Here is a 19,412-nt window from a genome sequence, read left to right on the forward strand (position 1 = left end):
GTCAATTCATGAAAAAAATCGCTCTGGCGACCTTTATTTTTTGTCTCTTTCTGCTGCTGGTGGAGCTGGGCGGTCGCTATTACGGATTAACCAGCTATCCCCTCTACGACGCCAGTAGCGAGTATGAATACCTGCTAAAACCCAATCAGGATGTCAGGATTTACCGGAATCGATTTACCACCAATGAATTCTCCATGCGCAGTGCACCTGTTGCCAAAACCGATACACTCGTGGTTTTATTGGTGGGCGATTCGATCATCAACGGCGGTAATTCCATCGATCAGGATAGCCTGGCCAGCACCCTTGTAGAGAAAGAATTGCTTCGTCAATACGGTAAAAAAGTACGCGTATTAAACATCAGTGACAAGACCTGGTCGCCCGATAATGTGGTGGCTTATTTAAAGAAATTCGGGGTGTTCGGTGCCGATATGATTCTGATGGTGGCCAATAGTGGTGACGCATTCGACCCGATGACTTTTCAGCCCATTGTAGGCGTAACGTCAACGCATCCGGATAAGAATGACGCATTTGCCTGGCCCAAATTGGTCGTAAAAGCGTGGGCAACCGTAGAAGATCGCTACTTCAGATCCGAAGAGCCCGCTACGAAGGAGGAAAAAAACGCTGAAGAACCCGAAAATCTGGTCAAAGGGTTTGCCGATTTAGACAGTATTTCCAGGCAGTTAAATATACCGTTCTTTCTGTATTTGCACCGCTCCCAGTCGGAACTGACGAAAAATACGGTCGACCGGGGCGGCTTGGTGATCGAAGAATTTTGCAAAAGAAATCAGATCCCGATGCGCATCAACCGCATGGCGTTCGACATGTTCAATGATGAAATTCATTTGAACAGCAAGGGACAAAAAGCATTAGCGAAAGATTTATTGCCCATCATTCAGTCGGAATTAAAGCTGTAAAGAAGGCGTGATAGAAGAAGTTTTTGAGTTTAATCCATGATGAGCAATCCCATTTATGTCAACCACTAAACGATTGATTTCAGGTACAGCGGCTTCCTGGGCAAGGATTGGGGTTACCATGCTCACTCAGGTGGCTCTTGTTCCCATCTTTCTGAGCTATTGGGACATTCAAACCTACGGGGTATACATTGCCATTCAGGCACTGATCAACGTTTTAAATACCTTGGGGAGAGGCTACAGCGATTATTTACAATTTGAATTTTTGAAATTTGGCACCACCAACCGACCCCAAATTGCCTCCCTGCTTTGGTCCGGGGTCAGTGTCATTCTGATCCTGAGCGTTCTGGAACTCTCCATTTTATATTACATCGCTTTTTACAGCAACATCGAGTTTTTATTCAACGAAAAAAGCGTCAACAATCCGGACTTTAGAAATCAGGTTGGCTGGTCGCTCATGCTGCAATGGGTTACGTGGATAGCCTCCAACATTATCGGTCTGTTTTTTAGAGCATTAAACCCCTTCGGCTACTACCCCCGGATGGAATGGTGGAACGTGATTTCGTCCATTCTTACTTCACTTATTACGGTGGTCTTTATCATAAATGGTGCCGATTTACTGGGGGTTAACATCGCGGCATCCGTCGGGTCAATGGCGATCATGTTCATTCAATTTCTGGATACCAACACGCTGTTAAAGCGGGAAAGCATTCAAATCACGACGGCTTCCGTGCGGATGGGCTTCGAAAAGTACGTTACCTCCATTACGTTGTCGGGCCGGTATTTTCTGGAAAATTTCAAACAACAGGGCGTTCGGCTGTTGCTGTCTCCGCTGGTGGGCGCAGCCAGTCTGGCGGCTTTTGTAACGATGCGAACCGGTGCCAATGTAGCCTTGCAGGGGCTTTCTACCATTACCAACCCGTTGATGCCGGAGCTGATGCGGTTTCTGCACACGAAGGATCAGGAACGTATGCAGGTCGCTTTCGACAGCATCTGGCTGGTGGTGGTGGCTGTTCTGGCTCCTTCCGTGCTGGTGATCCATGCCATTGCGCCTTTCCTGTTTACGATGTGGACGAAAGGCCAGATCATCTACGATCCTTATCTGTTCGCTACGCTGTCGTTGAGTGTGCTGGTGTATGGGATCGCCCAACCGGCCACCGCAATCGTCACCGGGAATAATTTGCTCAAATTACAAATGGGTATTTCGCTGGTATCGTCACTGATCGTTATCGCCGGTATCTTTTTCCTCGTTCCCCAAATCAGCATCGTCGGCGCCGGCATCTCGCTATTAACCGCCGAAATTGCAGCCGCTATTGGGTTCCGGTATTACGCCAGAAAGTGGCTTCAGTTGCATCACATGCGCTGGCCGAACCAATCGTACGGTATCGCGATCCGATCCGTCCTGATAGCGGCTTTTGGCATGATCATGATGAGTGCATTCCCGGACTATTATCTGTTGTATCTGGCCGTATCTTTTGTGGCGTTATGCTGGAATATAAAGAAATATTGGGAGCTGTTTTCGAGGATTGGGGTGGAGAAAACCTTGTTATTATTAAGTCGTCTGCCCGTTATTGGCAAGTACTGTTACAGCAAAACAGCCTAATTCAATCATGAAGGTTACCCAGTTGGCGATCGGAAGGTTTCATCATTTCCACCTCGCAAGACAATTAGAAAGATTAGGACTGCTGGAAAGGATATACACGGGCTTTCCTAAATTTAAATTAAAAGATGAGCAGGGTATTCCCAAGGATAAAGTAAAAACGTTTCCGTGGATTCATACGCCCTACATGAAAAGAGGGTTGATTGGAATTCAGTACTGGGAGTGGTTATCGGAAGAATGGGAATGGATCGATAAACAGGTGATTGATAAATATGTAGCCGGGAAAATCGACCATCCGACCATCCTGATTGCTTTGTCGGGGAACGGGTTGCACGCCGGTAAAAAAGCGAAAGACAACAACGGTTATTTCATCTGCGACCGGGGCTCATCCCACATCCGGTTTCAGGATCAAATCCTGCGCGAAGAATACGCCCGCTGGGGATTTACGTTTCGGGGAGTCGACCCGCGGGTGATCGAAAAGGAAGAAATTGAATATGAACAGGCCGACCGGATTACGATTCCTTCTGAGTTCGTAAAGAAAACATTTATCGATCAGGGCGTTCCCGAAAGCAAGCTTTCTAAAATACCGTACGGTGCCCGGCTGGAGCGGTTTTATAAAGTGGCCGAACCCGACACGGACAAATTTAAAGTACTCTGGGTGGGCAATGTGTGCCTTCGGAAAGGGTTCATGTATGCCTTGCATGCCTTCCAGAATCTCCGGCATCCCAACAAGGAATTTGTCGTCATCGGAACGGTTGAAGCGGAAATAAAACAATTGCTGATCGGACAAAACCTGGACAAGGTGTTTTTTTTAGGCCTTATCCCGAACGTTCAACTCCCCCGCATGTACAGCACCGCCAGCGTATTTATCATCCCGAGTTTAGAAGAAGGATTGGCCATGGTGCAGGGAGAAGCGTTGGCGTGTGGTTGTCCGGTAATTGCCAGTGTGAATTCGGGATCGGAAGATTTATTTAAAGACGGTCAGGAAGGCTTTATCGTACCCATTCGGAATCCGGCGATTATGACCGAAAAATTAGTACAGTTGGCTGATGACCCGGCCTTGCGGAATCGCATGTCGGTGGCAGCCATCGAGTGCGTGAAAAGCATGGGCGGGTGGGATCGTTACGGCGAAGGTTTTCGGGAAACACTACTAGCCCTGGTCGAAGAAAAATGAGCATGGTAGCCAGTCAGAAACAGCCTCTCACATCCGTACCGCAGACACCTGTCCTGCCGGTTCAGCCGCGCTTTATTTTTTTAGGGCTGTTCAAACGGTGGATCTGGATGGCGGTTTTTGTGGCCGCGCTGCTGCAAAGTCTGTTTTTCTTTAGCCCTGCCAATCTGTTTGCGGTGGTTTTTGTCCTCTTCGCGTGGGGATTAGCCGATAAATTTATCCTCACCGCTTTTAACTTATCAAAATACACGTTTTCAACCGTCATCATCCTGGGTTTTTCACTCACCCAGTATGTTTTGCCGCTGATCTTTACACTGCTTGAAGGAAAACCGATCACCTATAATCTTAAATTTCCGTACAGCGTTTTTATTCATTCTTTACTGGCGCTGGTGGTCTTTATTACGTCCCATCACCTTTATAAAAAATGGCGCGAAGGGCTTGCTGGCAGACTGTATTATAAACTGAGTCTGGTTTTAAAGCGGAATTATTTTTTTGCAACACCCTCCGATCTGCAAATCTGGATCATTGGCTTCGTGGGATTAGCCGGTATGGCCGTCACGTACCTCAGTGGGAGCCATTTTGATGGAACCGCCGAAGAAAGAGGAACGGTGGCGAAATTTTTCCAGGGATTGGTACCGTATGCGTATACGCCCTTATTCCTTTTGTTAAGGCCCCTGTTTTCGCTAAAAAGACCGCCTTTCGTTAAACCGCCGACGCTTAAAGTCCTGATTTTTGCTGCCATGCTGTTGTTTGTCGGTATGGGCGGAAACAGCCGCGGACTTTTCATGACCGGCATCAGTGCGGTGGGAATTGCGTATCTGATTGGGCTTTTGTTAGGCAAATTCGACCACAACATCTTCAATTTTAAAAATGCTCTTTTGGCCGGTTTAGGACTCTGGATTATAACCGGTCCGCTCGCGGATTTGGGCACGTCCATGGTGATTGTCAGGGCGCAGAGAAGCAATCTGACCAGTACGGAACTGGTTCTGAAAACGCTCGAGGTAATGCAGAATAAAAAAGCCATCAAGCAGTTCAGAGCCATGAATACGGTGATTGAAGTTCGGGATTGGGATGAGACGTATTTTGATAACATCTTCCTGTCGAGATTCTGCAACCTGAAATACAACGATGCCAGCCTGGAACTGGCGTATAAAATGGGCAAGCCGAACGACGATATGCTCAGTTATTCCATCGATAAATTCTGGGCTATTTTGCCGTTGCCGGTTCTAAATTTTTTCCACATCAAAGTGGATAAACTCACGGTCAATGCGTCCTCCTATGGCGATTATTTGTACGATCGATCGGGCGGAAAAGGAGGATTAGGCGGTTTTCGAACGGGCCATTTTGCCGGAACCGGCATGGCAACTTTTGGGTGGTGGTATCTTTTGTTGATGGGCGTTGGCATCATTCCTCTGTTTTTACTGGTTGATTTATTTGTCATGTATTACCAGCAGGGGGCCGCGATGACGACCTGTTTAAGTCTGGCCGGGCTCATTCAAATGAACTTCTTCTTTACCTTATTTTCGGTTTCTAATTTTTCGGAAAGCGTCGTTAACATTTATTCTTTTTTAATGCGGGGCTGGATTCAGGATGCCCTTCTCTACTGGTTTATCCTGTTGGTTCTTCGCAAGCTCCGTCTTTTTTAAGGTCGTATGACGATTGTATACATTGGTGACGACAACCCGTCCTCTACCTCCTTTCACCGGTTTCGGGCGCTGAAACGATTGGGACATCTGGTAACGATTTATAACCCGCAGGATGCGTGTAAAGAGCAATTGCAGGGGTTTTTAGGTTCTAAAGTTCATTTTCGTACCGGCTATCAATTTCTGCAAAACCGGATCCGGAAATGGCTTTCGACGGTACTCGAAAAACAAAAAAACGTTGATTTAATCTGGGTAGATAGTGGAGAATTAATCGGTAAATCGGCGCTGGAAACCTTAAAAACCGCTGGTGCTCCGGTGGTTCTTTACAACGTCGATGACCCCACGGGAAAACGGGACGGCGGCCGGTTTAAATCCCTCCTGAAAGCGCTGCCCTTTTATGATTTAGTCGTCGTGGTGCGCACCGAATCTGAAAAAGAGTGCCGTGAACTCGGCGCGTCCAACGTCTTGCTGGTCTACCGGAGTTACGACGAAGAAGCCCATAAACCGTATGAGACGCTGGCAGAAATTCCGACGCAATTCCGGTCGGAAATCGCCTTCATCGGCACCTGGATGCGGTATGAAAAAAGAGACGATTTCTTACTGAAATTGATCCAGAACGGTTTGCCGGTGGCGATCTGGGGCGACCGCTGGCAGAAATCACCGCACTGGAACGCATTGAAAGCCCATTACCGGGGCGGAGCTCTGGGAGGCCGGGATTACGTGGCCGCCATTCAGGGGGCAAAACTCTGTATCGGGATGCTCTCGAAAGGAAACCGGGATTTACACACCCAGCGCTCGCTCGAAATCCCGTTTATCGGCGGTTTGTTCTGCGCTGAACGCACTTCCGAACACACGGAAATGTACCGGGAAAATGAAGAAGCGGTTTTCTGGAACGATGTGGACGAATGCATGCTGATCTGCCGGGACCTGCTGGGGAATGAACCCAAAAGAGAATCGATACGCCGGGCCGGTATGCGGAGAGTCCGGGAAAATAAGGTGGGCAACGAAGACATCTGCACCCGAATCATTGAAGAGCTAAAACGCAATCAGGCCATCTAACATGCGGATCGTTATTTTTTGTCACCCGTCCTTTCCCGGTTCGCAAAGCATGCCGCGCTATGCCCGCTGGCTGGCCAGTGGCATGCAGGCACGCGGGCATGAGGTGGAGTCGTGGCAACCGAAACCGTTCTTTTATACGCTGCCCGTTCCGGAGGCTTTAAAAAAATGGCTGGGCTACATCGATCAGTATATTTTATTCCCGATTCAGGTTCGGCAACGCATCAATGGACTGCCGAAGCAGACCTTGTTTGTCTTTGCCGATCAAGCCCTCGGACCCTGGGTGCCGTTGGTCGCGGATCGGCCGCATGTCATTCACTGCCACGACTTTCTGGCGCAGCGATCGGCTCTGGGCGAAATTCCGGAAAATCAGACGGGCTGGACCGGGAAATTGTATCAGGCGTATATCCGGAAAGGATACCGAAAGGGCAGAAATTTTATTTCGGTTTCCAATAAAACGCAGGGCGATCTTCATTCGTTTTTAAAAGCATCTCCGTCCTTTTCAGAGGTGATCTACAACGGCGTTAATCCCAATTATACGCCGGGTCAGGCAGCGGAATCCCGCTCGGTATTGAGCGCCCGGTTTGGCATCGATCTATCGTCCGGTTACCTCGTACACGTCGGCGGTAATCAGTGGTACAAAAACCGCAAAGGCGTGCTGGAGATGTATGATGCCTGGCGAAAAGCCTATTCACAGTCTATTCCGCTGCTAATGATCGGTGAAGAGCCCACCGCGGAGCTGTCGGAACTGGCGCAGACGTCGGCGTTTCAAAAAGATATTCATTTTCTGACGGGCGTTGACGATCAGCACGTGGTTCACGCGTACCGGGGCGCTCAGGTGTTCTTGTTTCCGTCTCTGGCCGAAGGCTTTGGCTGGCCGATCGCCGAAGCCATGGCGTGCGGATGCCGGGTGCTGACCACCAGCGAGGCCCCCATGACGGAAGTGGCCGGCACAGCGGCCACCTTACTCCGGCGTCGGCCCCTCGATGAGCTCGATAGCCAGCTTTGGGCGGACGAGGGCGCCGTTCGTATTCAGCAGATCCTGAATGAATCGGCTGAAAAACGCCGGGAATGGATTAACGAAGGATTGATGAATGTTAAAAAATTTACGATCGAAAACGCGACCGATCAGATTGAGGATGCCTACAAAACAATCCTTGGTACGTATCATTTTGCCGGGCAAACTCATTCACTCGTATAATTCCAGTCGTACGTATGCACATTCTTCATGTCGTTTCGGGAATCGATCCAAAAGCAGGCGGAGTAAGCCAGGCCTTGCAGACGATGATCAAAGGGTTATCGCAGCTTTCGGTTCAAAATACCGTAGTGACGCTGGACGATCCTCAAGCGGTTTATTTGCAGCATGTAACGTTCCCGGTTTTCGCAACGGGACCCGCCAAAAGCGCCTGGCAGTATAGTGCTGATTTTTTGCCCTGGATGAAGGAGCACATTACGCAGTATGATTGGGTGATTGTTCACGGTCTTTGGCAATACCATACTTATGCGACCCACAAAGCCCTGGCACAATTAAAAACGAAAAAGCCCAAACTCTACGTCATGCCCCACGGGATGCTGGACCCCTGGTTTCAACGGGCCGCCGGACGTAAACTAAAGGCCATTCGGAACTGGATTTTCTGGCAATTCATCGAAAATAAACTGGTCAATCAAGCCGACGGGTTGCTGTTTACCTGTGAAATGGAGAAGACGCTGGCAGAAATCCCGTTTCGGCCCTACTCACCCAAGACAGAAAACGTCGTGAGTCTGGGCGTCGAATCTCCTCCCGCTTTTACACCGGCCATGGCACTGGCTTTTCAGGAAAAATGCGTGGGACTCAGCCGGGAATTTATTCTGTTTATCAGCCGGATTCACGTTAAAAAAGGGGTCGATTTGCTGATCGATGCGTACCGGAGACTGAAGGCTGAGGGCATTCAATTGCCGCAACTGGTGATTGCCGGTCCGGGTCTGGAAACCACTTATGGACAGGAAATGCAGCAACGAGCCGGTGGAGATACCGACATTCTGTTCCCCGGTATGCTCGAAGGCAACGCGAAATGGGGCGGTTTTTACACCTGCGAAGCGTTTGTTCTGCCCAGCCATCAGGAAAATTTTGGCATCGCCGTTGTCGAAGCACTCGCCTGTTCCAAACCGGTTCTTATTTCAGATCAAATTAACATATGGAAGGAAATCGAACTCGAAAAAGCCGGGATGATCGAAAATGACACGGAAAACGGCACCTATACGCTGCTCCAACGCTGGACGGCCCTGCCGGGTGACCAAAAACAGCAGATGGCGTTGCGGGCCAAAACCGCTTTCGAGACGCATTTCACCATGTCACAGGCTTCCCATCGGATGCTGCGTGCATTAAACCGTAACTAATTTTACTATGCGTATTGCCATTATACAAGGGGCATTTTTGCCGGTACCGCCGGTTCGGGGCGGAGCGGTCGAAAAGATATGGTATCGGATGGGGCAGGAATTTGCTGCGATGGGGCACGAAGTGGTCCACATCAGCCGGTCTCATGCCGATTTTCCCGCCAAAGAAAACGTGAACGGCGTAAGCTACGTACGGATTCCGGGCTACGAAACGCCATCATCCCTTCTTAAACTCAAATTTCTGGATTTAATCTACTCGATTCGGGCCATTAAAGCCCTGCCTGACAAGGTCGATATTATCGTTACCAATACATTCTGGTCGCCCTTTTTATTGCGCGGTGAACGCGGAAAAAAAGTCTACGTCGATGTGCAGCGGGTGCCGAAAGGCCAGATGAAATTTTACCGCCATGTAGGCGTTTTAAGGGGCTGTTCACCCGCCATCTGTGAGGCCATCATCAAGGAGGTTGCGCCGGAATTCCATCACCTGATTTCCTACGTTCCCAATCCGGTTCCGTTTGAAATCAAGACGCTCCCGATCCGGCGCGAAAAAACGCTGCTCTTTGTGGGTAGGCTGCACCCCGAAAAAGGCGTTCACGTCTTGTTAAATGCCTTTCGGTTGCTCGCCAAAGAGCAGGTATCGGGTTGGAAACTGAAAATTATCGGGCCTTCGTCTTTTGAAGAGGGGGGCGGTGGGGCGGCCTATTACCAGGAACTTCAACAGCTTTCAACCGGGATGAATGTGGAATGGATCGGGCCGGTTTTCAACGATGATGTGCTGATCAAGTACTACGCCGAAGCCGGTATTTTCTGTTATCCCGCCCAGGACGGCAGTGGTGATGCGGCTCCGGTGGCTCCGCGCGAGGCCATGGCGTATGGCGCCGTGCCGGTGGTGTCGGGTCTCGGCTGTTTTCAGGATTTCATTCAAAACGGGGAGAACGGTGTCTATTATGACCACACCGCCGACGATCAGGTCGGGGCGCTTGCGCAGGCACTTGCCGCGCTAATGAATGACGAAACCCGTTTAAAGTGGCTCTCGAAACAAGCCATCAAGGTCAATACCGAATATGCCATTCCCGTGATAGCCAGGCGGTTTGTCGACGATTTCAGGAAGATTTATCCAGTTCCCCAAAATGATAAAAACCCATCAGCAAGCGTCAGCGTATGACAGCCCCTGGACGGTAGCGCAGCGCATAAAAATGATAAGCTGGCAACTGGTCTGGACGGTATTCTGTTCCTGGACGCCCAAACCCGCCAACCCATGGCGCCTGTTCTGGCTGCGTGTTTTTGGGGCGCAGCTAACCGGAAAACCGTTTGTTCACCAAAACGCCCGCATTCAGATTCCGTGGAACCTGGTGCTTCATGATCGCGCCTGTTTAGGCGATGGCGCCAATGCGTATTCCCTGGACCGGATCGAAATTCACGAACACGCCACGGTGGCGCAGGAAGCCTATCTCTGCACTGGAACGCACGCATTCGACGAGCCGGCCCGAAATTTAATAACCGCCCCTATTGTCATCGGTGCCCACGCTTTTATCGGTGCCCGGGCGTTTGTCATGCCGGGTGTTACGGTGGGTGCCCAGGCCATTGTCGGGGCTTGCAGCGTGGTAACGAAAGACGTACGTCCATTCGATATTGTGGCTGGAAATCCCGCCCGAATCGTTCGGAAAAGAGAGGTTAAAGGCGTTAGTAAGGTCGTAAGTTGATGGCTCAGGGCCGTATTCTGCAAACAAAATGATTTCAGTACTCATACTTACCAAAAATGAAGAACAGGATTTGCCGTCCTGTTTAAAATCCGTATCCTGGTGCGACGACATCCACGTTTTTGACTCCTTCAGTGAGGACAAAACGGTGGAAATTGCCCAGGCCGCCGGTGCTACCATTACCCAGCGTAAATTCGATAACTGGTCGGCCCACCAGAACTGGGGATTGGCCAACATTCCTTTCAAACACCGGTGGGTGTTGTACATCGATGCGGATGAGCGGGTTTCCGAACAACTGAAAGAGGTGCTGGCAACGTTCGTACCCGGCGCCGATGAGGTGGTGGCCTACGAAATTCAACGGCGCGACTTTGCCTGGAATGGCCGGTGGCTGAAACACGCGCAAATGTCGCCCTTCTACCTGCGGCTGTTTCGGCCCGACAAAATGCAGTACAAGCGGCTGGTGAATCCGGTTTCGATTCCGGACGGAAAAGTCGCCCGGATCGGGGGATTTCTGGATCATTTTCCGTTCAGCAAAGGCTTCCGGTTCTGGTGGCAGCGGCATTTGGGGTATGCGGATATGGAAGCCGCCATGCGAATGGTGGATATGAACGCCGGTACGTCGTTTTCGCTTCATAAGGCGGCTTTTAGCAAGGATTTCAGCGAACGCCGGTATCACCAGAAAGGCATCTTTTACAAACTGCCCGGTCGCCCGCTCATCAAATGGTTTTATCTGGCGATCTGGCGTCGCGGATTTCTGGATGGTCACGCGGGCGTCACCTACGCCGTGTTGCAGGCGATCTACGAATACTTTATCATTTTAAAGACCAAAGAACTGCAAACGGCGCAGTCGTAACGATCCGGTTTTGTCGGCTTACACGCTTCTTTCATGAGAATACTCATTTACGGCATCAATTATTCTCCCGAACTCATCGGAATTGGGAAATATACGGGCGAAATGGGCGCCTGGCTGGCTCAGCAGAATCAGGAGGTCGACGTCATTACCGCCATGCCCTACTATCCCGAATGGGCCGTTCAGGCGTCGCACAAGCGCAAGGGATGGCATACCGAGCGGATTGCGGGCGTACGCGTCCACCGTTGCCCCTTGTACGTTCCGCGTCAGGTAACGGCCTTGAAACGCATTCTGCACGAGTTTTCATTCGTCCTCAGCAGCCTGTTTTTCTGGTTGCGAATTTTCTTTACGAAGCGCTACGATGTGGTGATCTGCGTGGCCCCCCCGTTTCATCTGGGCCTGGTGCCAACGATTTACAGCCAGATCCGGCGCGTACCGCTCTGGTGCCATATTCAGGACTTGCAGATCGATATGGCCAAAGAATTGGACATGATCAAAAACCGCCATTTTCTACAAACCATGTTCCGGGTCGAATCCCGTATTCTGAAGCAGAGCCGGGTTGTGTCGACCATCAGCGAAGGAATGGTGCGGAAAGTAGCCCTGAAAAAAGGGATTCAATCCGAGTGCGTTTTGTTTCCGAACTGGGTCGATGGAGCGTACATCAAACCCTTGCCGCAAACGCAATCGCTGCGGGCCGAATTGGGCTTGCTGCCTTCGGACAAAGTCGTGCTCTATTCTGGAAATCTCGGCGAAAAGCAGGGACTGGAGATTATCATCCAGGCTGCCCGCGCCTTCGTGAGCCAACCCGATGTGAAATTTTTGTTTTTCGGAACCGGTGGGGGACAGGGCAAACTGGAAACGCTCGTGCGGGAGTATGCTTTAACGAACGTGAAATTTTACCCCTTGCAGCCGTATGAAAAGTTGTCAGCCCTTTTGGCGACGGCCGATATTCACCTCGTATTGCAGAAAAAATCGGCTTCAGACTTGGTTCTGCCGTCAAAATTAACCGGAATTCTGGCCGCCGGCGGTTTCGCCCTGGTTTCTGCCGTTCCGGGAACGACGTTGCATGATGTCGTACAGCACCACCGCATGGGCGTTTTGATTGAACCGGAATCGGCTGAAGCCCTGAAAGACGCCATCGATAAGGCACTGCTTTCGGATTTAACGGCTTTTCGGCGCAATGCAAGAACCTACGCGGAAAAGTACCTGAACAAGGAAAAGACATTGCGTGATTTTATGCGGGAGTTGCTCAGAATTGGCGATCCATCCTGCAAGGTATCACCGGTTTTCCCGGAAATGACACCTGCGGAAGACGTTTTTAAGGAGCGTTTTGCGAGCGAGGAAACGGATATAGAAAAGGAGGGAATTGCCCGGTAGCAATACGCGGAAATCTGGTAAGTAATTGACAAATAACAGCCTGAGCATACACTTTCAACCGGTTTGATAAACATGGACGAGTTCTCAAAAATGAGTTTCGATTTGGACAAAACCGTCGTAGCCTTGTTTGCCGGGCAGGTAAGAAAGTCGCCTGATCGGGTTGCCGTGCAGTTTGAGAGCCGTCAGCTCAGCTACCTGGAACTGGATGAAAAGTCGAATCAGTTAGCCGGTTTTTTACGAAAAAAAGGGGTAAAAGAAGAAACCCTGGTGCCGGTCTGTGTCAGCCGTTCGCTGGAATTGGTAATCGGTATCATGGGGATTCTGAAAGCGGGTGGGGCCTACGTTCCCATCGACCCCGACTATCCGGCCGAACGCATTCAGTATTTGTTGTCCGATGTAGCGGCCCAACTGGTTGTGACGGATTCGACTTCCGGTACAAGGCTGCCCAAACACAACCAGGAGGTTGAATCGATCTGCCTGACCACCGACTGGGAAGCGATCGCGCATGAACCGACGGAACCCATAAAAACCGCCTTGTCGTCCGATCATCTGGCTTATGTGATCTACACCTCCGGATCGACGGGCCGCCCAAAAGGGGTTTTGATCGAACACCGGAACCTGAGTAACTTCATCCAGAACCAATCGCAGGAGTTTGGTATTCAGGACGATGACGCCATTCTGCAAACCAGCAACTATGCCTTCGATCCGTCGGTCGAACAGATTTTTCTGGCGCTCTGCAACGGCGCGAAACTGGTGCTGATCCGGAAAGAATCGCTGTTCAATCCCGATGAAATGGTGCGCCTGATGCAGGAACAACGCATCACGCACCTGCATTCAACGCCGAGTTTATTGCGATACATTCCCGCTGCGACCTACGGCAGTTTAAAAAGAGTCGTTGCCGCCGGAGAGATTTGTCCGCCCGATCTGGCCCAATCTTGGGGTTCGCTGGTCCGGTTCTACAACAAATACGGTCCAACCGAGGCCACCATCAGTTCGATTCAATACCGGTATCCGGCGGAGGCCGAACTGGAAGTCGTGCCCATCGGAAAACCGATCGCCAACACGGAAGTCTACATCGTTGGAGCCGATGGGAACCCGGTTCCCGCGGGCATAACGGGCGAAATCTACATCGGTGGTGCGGGCGTGGCGCGGGGGTATCTCAATAACCGTACGCTGACGGCGGAGAAATTTGTTGCCAATCCGTTTAGCACAAAACCGGGGGAACGGGTTTATAAAACCGGCGATACGGGCAAATACCGGGCCGATGGAACGATTGAATTTGTGGGTCGCATCGACGATCAGGTTAAAATCAGGGGGCATCGCATCGAGTTGAGTGAAATCGAAACCGTCCTCGGAGCGCATGAAGCCATTGACCAATGCGTTGTCCTTGTGCAGGACGACCGGACAACCGACCGGCGATTGGTCGCTTACGTGGTGGTTAACCGCGAGATTACGAATGGAGCCATCCGGCAGTATCTGGCCGGCAAACTTCCCGAATATATGCTGCCGTCCCTGTTCGTTCAAATGGCCGCCCTGCCGTTGACGGCCAATGGCAAAGTGGATAAAAAAGCATTGGGGACACCACGACTCGAACGGGCGTCGCTATCCGACGTCTATACGGCACCGGTTTCACCTATAGAGCGCCAGATCGAAACCGTATGGGCCGAACTCCTGCAACTGGACAAAGTGGGCAGGGAGGATAACTTCTTTGAACTGGGCGGTAATTCGTTGCTGGCGATTTCGGCCGTAGCGGGTTTAAAAAGACGATTTGGCTATAGCGTTCCCATCACAAAACTCTATCAGCAGCCGACCATCAAGGGCCTTGCGGCTTTTTTGGGAACGGAAGACGGGAGCCAAAGCCAGACCCCGAAGCGCAAAGAAAAGGCGGCAACGCAGGACATCGCCGTGATCGGCATGGCGGGGCGGTTTCCAGGCGCCGATTCCATCGAAGCCCTCTGGACGCTCCTGAAAGAAGGAAAAGAAACGACCCACTTCTTCACCGAAGCGGAACTGGACGCGTCCATTCCCCCCGGATTACGGAACGACGCGGACTATGTCAAAGCCCGGGGTGTTATCAGCAAACCCGACGAATTCGATCCGGCCTTCTTCGGCATCAATCCCCGCCTGGCAGCATTGATGGACCCGCAACACCGCATCTTCCTGGAAATCGCCTGGGAAGCCCTGGAAAGTGCGGGCTACGTTCCCCAACAGTACGACGGCTCGATCGGCGTTTTTGGGGGATGCCGCAACAACACCTATTACTACACCAACGTGCTGCCGCATACGGAGCTGGTGGAACGGGTTGGCAGTTTTCAGGTGATGACGGCCAACGATAAAGACTACATCGCCACCCGCACGGCGTATGCGCTGAACCTGCGCGGCCCGGCGGTGACGGTGCAGTCGGCCTGTTCGACCTCGCTGCTGGCCATTGCCCAGGCCGTCGACAGCATCCGGAACGGGCAGTGCGGCATGGCGCTGGCGGGGGGGGCGGCCATTGCCCAGCCGATCAACAGCGGGTATCTGTACCAGGAAGGCGCCATGTTGAGCAACGACGGCCACTGCCGCCCGTTCAGTGCCGACGCACGGGGTACGGTTTTTAGCGATGGGGCAGGCATTGTGTTGCTGAAAGGGCTGGAAGACGCCCGGCGGGATGGCGACACCATTCTGGCGGTGATCAAAGGCGTTGGCATCAACAACGACGGGGGCAGCAAAGGCAGTTTCACCGCTCCGAATGCCGAAGGACAGGCAGGAGCCATTGCGATGGCGCTCCAGGATGCCCGCGTCGATCCGTCTACCATCGGGTATGTGGAAGCCCACGGAACCGCCACGCCGATTGGTGATCCCATCGAGATCGAGGGATTGAAAATGGCTTTTGGCGCACAAACCGCCACCCAGTTCTGCGCCATCGGGTCCATCAAAAGCAACATGGGGCATTTGACCACGGCGGCTGGCGTGGCCGGTTTTATCAAAACCGTATTGGCCCTGCACCACAAACAGATTCCGTCGTCCATTCACTATAGCGCCCCCAACCCGGCGATCGATTTCGGCAACAGTCCGTTTTTCGTGAATACGGCCTTGACAGAATGGGCGCAAACGTCCGATCCCCGCCGGGCCGGTGTCAGCTCATTCGGTGTCGGCGGCACGAATGTACACGTGGTTCTGGAAGAATATCCCACGGAAATACCGGTTGAAACCGCAGCCGAACCGGCAACGAAGAAACCGGTGCAGTTGATAACCTGGTCGGCCAAATCAACCACCAGCCGGGATTTGTACGGCCCGATTCTGGCGAACCATCTGCGGGAAAACCGTCACCTGAAGCTGGCGGATGTGGCCTTCTCGCTGCAAACCACCCGGGCAGCTTTCCAGCACCGGCGGTTTGCGGTGGCTTCCACTACCGACGAGCTGGCCGAAAAACTGCTGGCCGGTTCGGGGTCTTCACACGAAGTAAAATCGCTCAAAGAAATACCGGGTGAGGTGGTTTTTATGTTTCCGGGTCAGGGCTCGCAATATCTGAACATGGGACGCGACCTCTACGAAAACGAAGCCGTCTACCGGCAGGCCGTCGACGCATGTGCCGAAGGGTTGAGTGCGTACCTGGAAACCGACATCCGGACGGTTTTGTACCCGAACGAGGGGAATGCCAAAGCCGAAGAGAAACTGAAAAATACGCGGTTTACCCAGCCCGCTTTGTTTGTAACCGAATATGCGTTGGCCAAACTGTGGATGAGCTGGGGCATTGAACCGTCGCTGTTGTGTGGACACAGCATTGGCGAGTTTGTGGCGGCCCACCTGGCGGGCGTTTTTTCGCTGGCCGATGCGCTGAAACTCGTTGCGGTTCGGGGTCGGCTGGTGAGCGAACTGCCCCGGGGAAGCATGCTGTCGGTTCGGATGGAAGCCGATCAAATCGGGAATCTCATGCCGGAGCCGCTGTCGATTGCCGCCATCAACAGCCAAAAACTGTGCGTGGTGGCCGGTCACGACGAAGACATCGCGGCTTTTGCCAGCGTTCTGGACGGAAAAGGAATTCCGAATCGGGTGTTGCAGACGAGCCACGCCTTTCATTCGGTGATGATGGAACCCGTGGTGTCCTCGTTCCGGAAAATCGTTGACGAGGTGGTATTGAACCCGCCCCAAAAGCGCATCATATCCACAGTGAGCGGCACGTTGCTGACGGATGCGCAGGCAACCGACCCGCATTACTGGGCGAAACATTTGCGTTTGACCGTGCGCTTTTCGGAGGCCCTGGAGTTTAGCCTGGCTCTCAGTCAACCGCTGCTGATCGAGGTCGGCCCCGGCAATGCCACGACGACCTTTGCCCGCCAGCAGGCCGGTTCCCGACCAGCCACCATCATTACCAGTCTGGATAAAAAGGGGACGCAGTCGGAGTATGAATCCCTGCTGAAAGCCCTGGGACAACTGTGGACCAGTGGCCAGGAACCCGATTGGAAAGCCTTCTATTCGAACCAAAACCGCGTGAAAGTCAGTTTGCCGACTTACGCTTTTGATAAAAAACGCTACTGGGTTGACCCCATCGCGCCCCCACAGCCGGTTATCAATCCCCCGGACGGGTCAGTTTTTGCGGTTTCGCCGACGGACGGCCCGGTTACAAATACTACTATATCCCCCCCTGTTGTGATGAGAAAAGACGCATTGATCGATAAGGTCAAAGAAATGCTGGAAGAAGCTTCCGGCCTTGAAATGGAAGGCGTGCTGCCCGACCTGAGTTTTCTGGAAATGGGACTCGATTCGTTGCTGCTCACCCAGGTTTCCATCACCTTAAAGAGAGAATTTGGTCTGCCCATCACATTCCGGCAACTGAATGAAGAATACGCCACGATCGACAGTCTGGTTGCGTATCTGGACCAGACCTTACCGGCAGAACATTACGCACCGAAACCGGTTTCGCAGCCCATTCCGCAGCTGTCGGCTCCGTCACCGGCCCATCACGTTCCGGCAGCCGTTGCCGTCGGCACGAATGACACGGTTCTGGATTTAATGGCCCAGCAGGTGCAGATTCTGGCCAAACAGATTGCCATGATGCAGGGAAATCAACCCGCGTCTCCGACCGTCCTGCCCGCCCCGAACAGAAAAGCGTTGACTGAATCGGTGGTTCCGGCCAAAACGTCGGATTTGACGCCGGAAGAGGAAATTGAAATTAAAAAACCGTTTGGAGCCAGTGCCCGGATCGAGCGTCAGAGTACGGAATTAAGCCCGAAACAAAAGAATTTCCTGCAACAACTGATTCGTCGGTATAACCAGAAAACCGGCGGGAGTAAAAACTACAACCAGGCGCACCGGGCCTATATGGCCGATCCGAGGGTGGTTTCGGGATTCAAGCCGCTAACCAAAGAACTGGTCTATTCCATCGTGATCAATAAATCCCAGGGCAGTCGGTTGTGGGATGTTGACGGTAACGAATACATCGATATGCTCAACGGGTTTGGCTCCAACATGTTCGGCTACCAGCCCGAATTTGTGAAGAAGGCCTTGCACGAGCAGATCGAAAAGGGCTTTGAAATCGGCCCACAGCACGAACTGGCGGGCGAGGTTTGCCGACTGATTTGTGACTTCACCGGTTTCGACCGGGCGGCTCTGTGCAGCACGGGTTCGGAAGCCGTGCTGGGTGCGATGCGGATTGCGCGGACCGTTACAGGGCGCTCGCTGGTGGTGGCCTTCACCGGTTCCTACCACGGCATTGTCGATGAAGTGATTGTGCGGGGAACCAAAAAACTGAAATCGTTTCCGGCCGCACCGGGCATCATGCCCGAGTCGGTTCAGAACATGCTGATTCTGGACTACGGCACGGATGAAAGTCTGAGAATTATCCGGGAACGGGCGCACGAACTGGCGGCTGTGCTGGTGGAGCCGGTGCAGAGCCGTCGGCCGGAATTCGTGCCGATCGACTTTCTGAAAGAAGTTCGGAACATCACCGCATCGTCGGGAACGGCGCTCATTTTCGATGAAGTCATCACCGGTTTTCGGATGCATCCCGGTGGAACACAGGCGATGTTTGGCATCAAAGCCGATCTGGCTTCCTACGGAAAAGTGGTGGGCGGTGGCATTCCGATCGGGATCATTGCGGGTCATAAAGACTACATGGATGTGCTCGACGGTGGTTTCTGGCAATACGGCGACGCATCATTTCCCGAAAAAGGTGTAACCTATTTTGCCGGTACGTTTGTCCGGCATCCCCTCGCTCTGGCTACGGCGAAGGCTTCGTTGCTGCACCTGCGGGACGTTGGGCCGGGTTTGCAAAAAGGATTGACCCACAAGGCCGAACGGATTGCGCGGGAGTTAAACGCCGAATTCGACCGCCATCAAATTCCGTTGTATGTGGCCCAGTTTGGCTCACTCTGGAAAATCAAGCCCAAAGAAGAAATACCGTATAGCGAGCTGCTGTTCGTGTTGATGCGCGAAAAAGGCATTCACATCTGGGACGGTTTTCCGTGTTTCATTACCGAAGCGCATACCGATGCCGAAATTGATCAGGTGCTGGCCGCGTTCCGGGAATGCATTCAGGAAATGATCGATGCGGATATTTTCAAATCCATTGCGCCAGTCCGTCAACCGAAGGAAAACAAAATGATGGCATCCGGCCACTACCACGAACCGCCCGTTCCGGAAGCCCGTTTGGGTCGCGATACGGACGGAAACCCCGCCTGGTTTATCGCCAATCCCGACAAACCCGGAACGTTTTTACAGATTAAATTATAAGGTACGCTAAACCAGCT

General features: G+C 52.3%; 12 protein-coding genes. All 12 read left to right on the forward strand.

From position 1 onward, the window contains the following. Positions 1-8 precede the first annotated feature (8 nt). The 12 genes from ACS5NO_RS02420 (at position 9) to ACS5NO_RS02475 (ending at position 19,395) form a co-directional block, all read left to right on the forward strand. Complete coding sequence (locus ACS5NO_RS02420) at positions 9-914, forward strand: hypothetical protein (RefSeq protein WP_439413663.1); 906 nt, start codon at positions 9-11, stop codon at positions 912-914. 55 nt (positions 915-969) lie between these two features. After that, positions 970-2,514 carry a lipopolysaccharide biosynthesis protein gene (locus ACS5NO_RS02425; RefSeq protein ID WP_439413977.1) on the forward strand — a complete coding sequence of 515 codons (1,545 nt, stop codon included), beginning with the start codon at positions 970-972 and terminating at the stop codon, positions 2,512-2,514. Between the two features lie 184 nt (positions 2,515-2,698). Next, positions 2,699-3,685, forward strand: a complete 987-nt coding sequence (locus tag ACS5NO_RS02430; RefSeq protein WP_439413664.1) for a glycosyltransferase family 4 protein — start codon at positions 2,699-2,701, stop codon at positions 3,683-3,685. Beyond that, positions 3,682-5,328: a hypothetical protein gene (locus ACS5NO_RS02435; RefSeq protein ID WP_439413665.1), complete on the forward strand. Its 1,647-nt coding sequence runs from the start codon at positions 3,682-3,684 to the stop codon at positions 5,326-5,328. The genes ACS5NO_RS02430 and ACS5NO_RS02435 overlap by 4 nt, the downstream gene beginning before the upstream one ends. 6 nt (positions 5,329-5,334) lie before the next feature. Then, positions 5,335-6,384 (forward strand): CgeB family protein, encoded by a 1,050-nt coding sequence (locus ACS5NO_RS02440; protein WP_439413666.1) that lies wholly within the window; start codon positions 5,335-5,337, stop codon positions 6,382-6,384. A gap of 1 nt (position 6,385) precedes the next feature. Then, entirely contained in the window at positions 6,386-7,582 is a 1,197-nt protein-coding gene (locus ACS5NO_RS02445) for a glycosyltransferase family 4 protein (protein ID WP_439413667.1), read from the forward strand. 14 nt (positions 7,583-7,596) lie between these two features. Next, positions 7,597-8,757, forward strand: coding sequence for a glycosyltransferase (locus tag ACS5NO_RS02450; protein ID WP_439413668.1), 1,161 nt, complete (start codon positions 7,597-7,599; stop codon positions 8,755-8,757). A gap of 7 nt (positions 8,758-8,764) precedes the next feature. Beyond that, positions 8,765-9,919, forward strand: coding sequence for a glycosyltransferase family 4 protein (locus tag ACS5NO_RS02455; RefSeq protein WP_439413669.1), 1,155 nt, complete (start codon positions 8,765-8,767; stop codon positions 9,917-9,919). Then, positions 9,885-10,457: a DapH/DapD/GlmU-related protein gene (locus tag ACS5NO_RS02460; RefSeq protein WP_439413670.1), complete on the forward strand. Its 573-nt coding sequence runs from the start codon at positions 9,885-9,887 to the stop codon at positions 10,455-10,457. Before ACS5NO_RS02455 ends, ACS5NO_RS02460 begins: the two co-directional genes overlap by 35 nt. A gap of 28 nt (positions 10,458-10,485) precedes the next feature. Next, entirely contained in the window at positions 10,486-11,307 is an 822-nt protein-coding gene (locus ACS5NO_RS02465) for a glycosyltransferase family 2 protein (protein ID WP_439413671.1), read from the forward strand. A gap of 33 nt (positions 11,308-11,340) precedes the next feature. Further along, positions 11,341-12,681 carry a WcaI family glycosyltransferase gene (locus ACS5NO_RS02470; RefSeq protein WP_439413672.1) on the forward strand — a complete coding sequence of 447 codons (1,341 nt, stop codon included), beginning with the start codon at positions 11,341-11,343 and terminating at the stop codon, positions 12,679-12,681. A 72-nt stretch (positions 12,682-12,753) separates the two neighbouring features. After that, positions 12,754-19,395 (forward strand): amino acid adenylation domain-containing protein, encoded by a 6,642-nt coding sequence (locus ACS5NO_RS02475; RefSeq protein ID WP_439413673.1) that lies wholly within the window; start codon positions 12,754-12,756, stop codon positions 19,393-19,395. Positions 19,396-19,412 lie beyond the last annotated feature (17 nt).

The sequence above is a fragment of the Larkinella fluvii genome (assembly GCF_051857545.1).
GTDB lineage: Bacteria > Bacteroidota > Bacteroidia > Cytophagales > Spirosomataceae > Larkinella.

Bases quoted from the DNA above. Each gene is read 5' to 3' on its own strand.
- ACS5NO_RS02420 (WP_439413663.1), top strand. From the start codon at position 9: ATGAAAAAAATCGCTCTGGCGACCTTTATTTTTTGTCTCTTTCTGCTG.
- ACS5NO_RS02425 (WP_439413977.1), top strand. From the start codon at position 970: ATGTCAACCACTAAACGATTGATTTCAGGTACAGCGGCTTCCTGGGCA.
- ACS5NO_RS02430 (WP_439413664.1), top strand. From the start codon at position 2,699: ATGAAAAGAGGGTTGATTGGAATTCAGTACTGGGAGTGGTTATCGGAA.
- ACS5NO_RS02435 (WP_439413665.1), top strand. From the start codon at position 3,682: ATGAGCATGGTAGCCAGTCAGAAACAGCCTCTCACATCCGTACCGCAG.
- ACS5NO_RS02440 (WP_439413666.1), top strand. From the start codon at position 5,335: ATGACGATTGTATACATTGGTGACGACAACCCGTCCTCTACCTCCTTT.
- ACS5NO_RS02445 (WP_439413667.1), top strand. From the start codon at position 6,386: ATGCGGATCGTTATTTTTTGTCACCCGTCCTTTCCCGGTTCGCAAAGC.
- ACS5NO_RS02450 (WP_439413668.1), top strand. From the start codon at position 7,597: ATGCACATTCTTCATGTCGTTTCGGGAATCGATCCAAAAGCAGGCGGA.
- ACS5NO_RS02455 (WP_439413669.1), top strand. From the start codon at position 8,765: ATGCGTATTGCCATTATACAAGGGGCATTTTTGCCGGTACCGCCGGTT.
- ACS5NO_RS02460 (WP_439413670.1), top strand. From the start codon at position 9,885: ATGATAAAAACCCATCAGCAAGCGTCAGCGTATGACAGCCCCTGGACG.
- ACS5NO_RS02465 (WP_439413671.1), top strand. From the start codon at position 10,486: ATGATTTCAGTACTCATACTTACCAAAAATGAAGAACAGGATTTGCCG.
- ACS5NO_RS02470 (WP_439413672.1), top strand. From the start codon at position 11,341: ATGAGAATACTCATTTACGGCATCAATTATTCTCCCGAACTCATCGGA.
- ACS5NO_RS02475 (WP_439413673.1), top strand. From the start codon at position 12,754: ATGGACGAGTTCTCAAAAATGAGTTTCGATTTGGACAAAACCGTCGTA.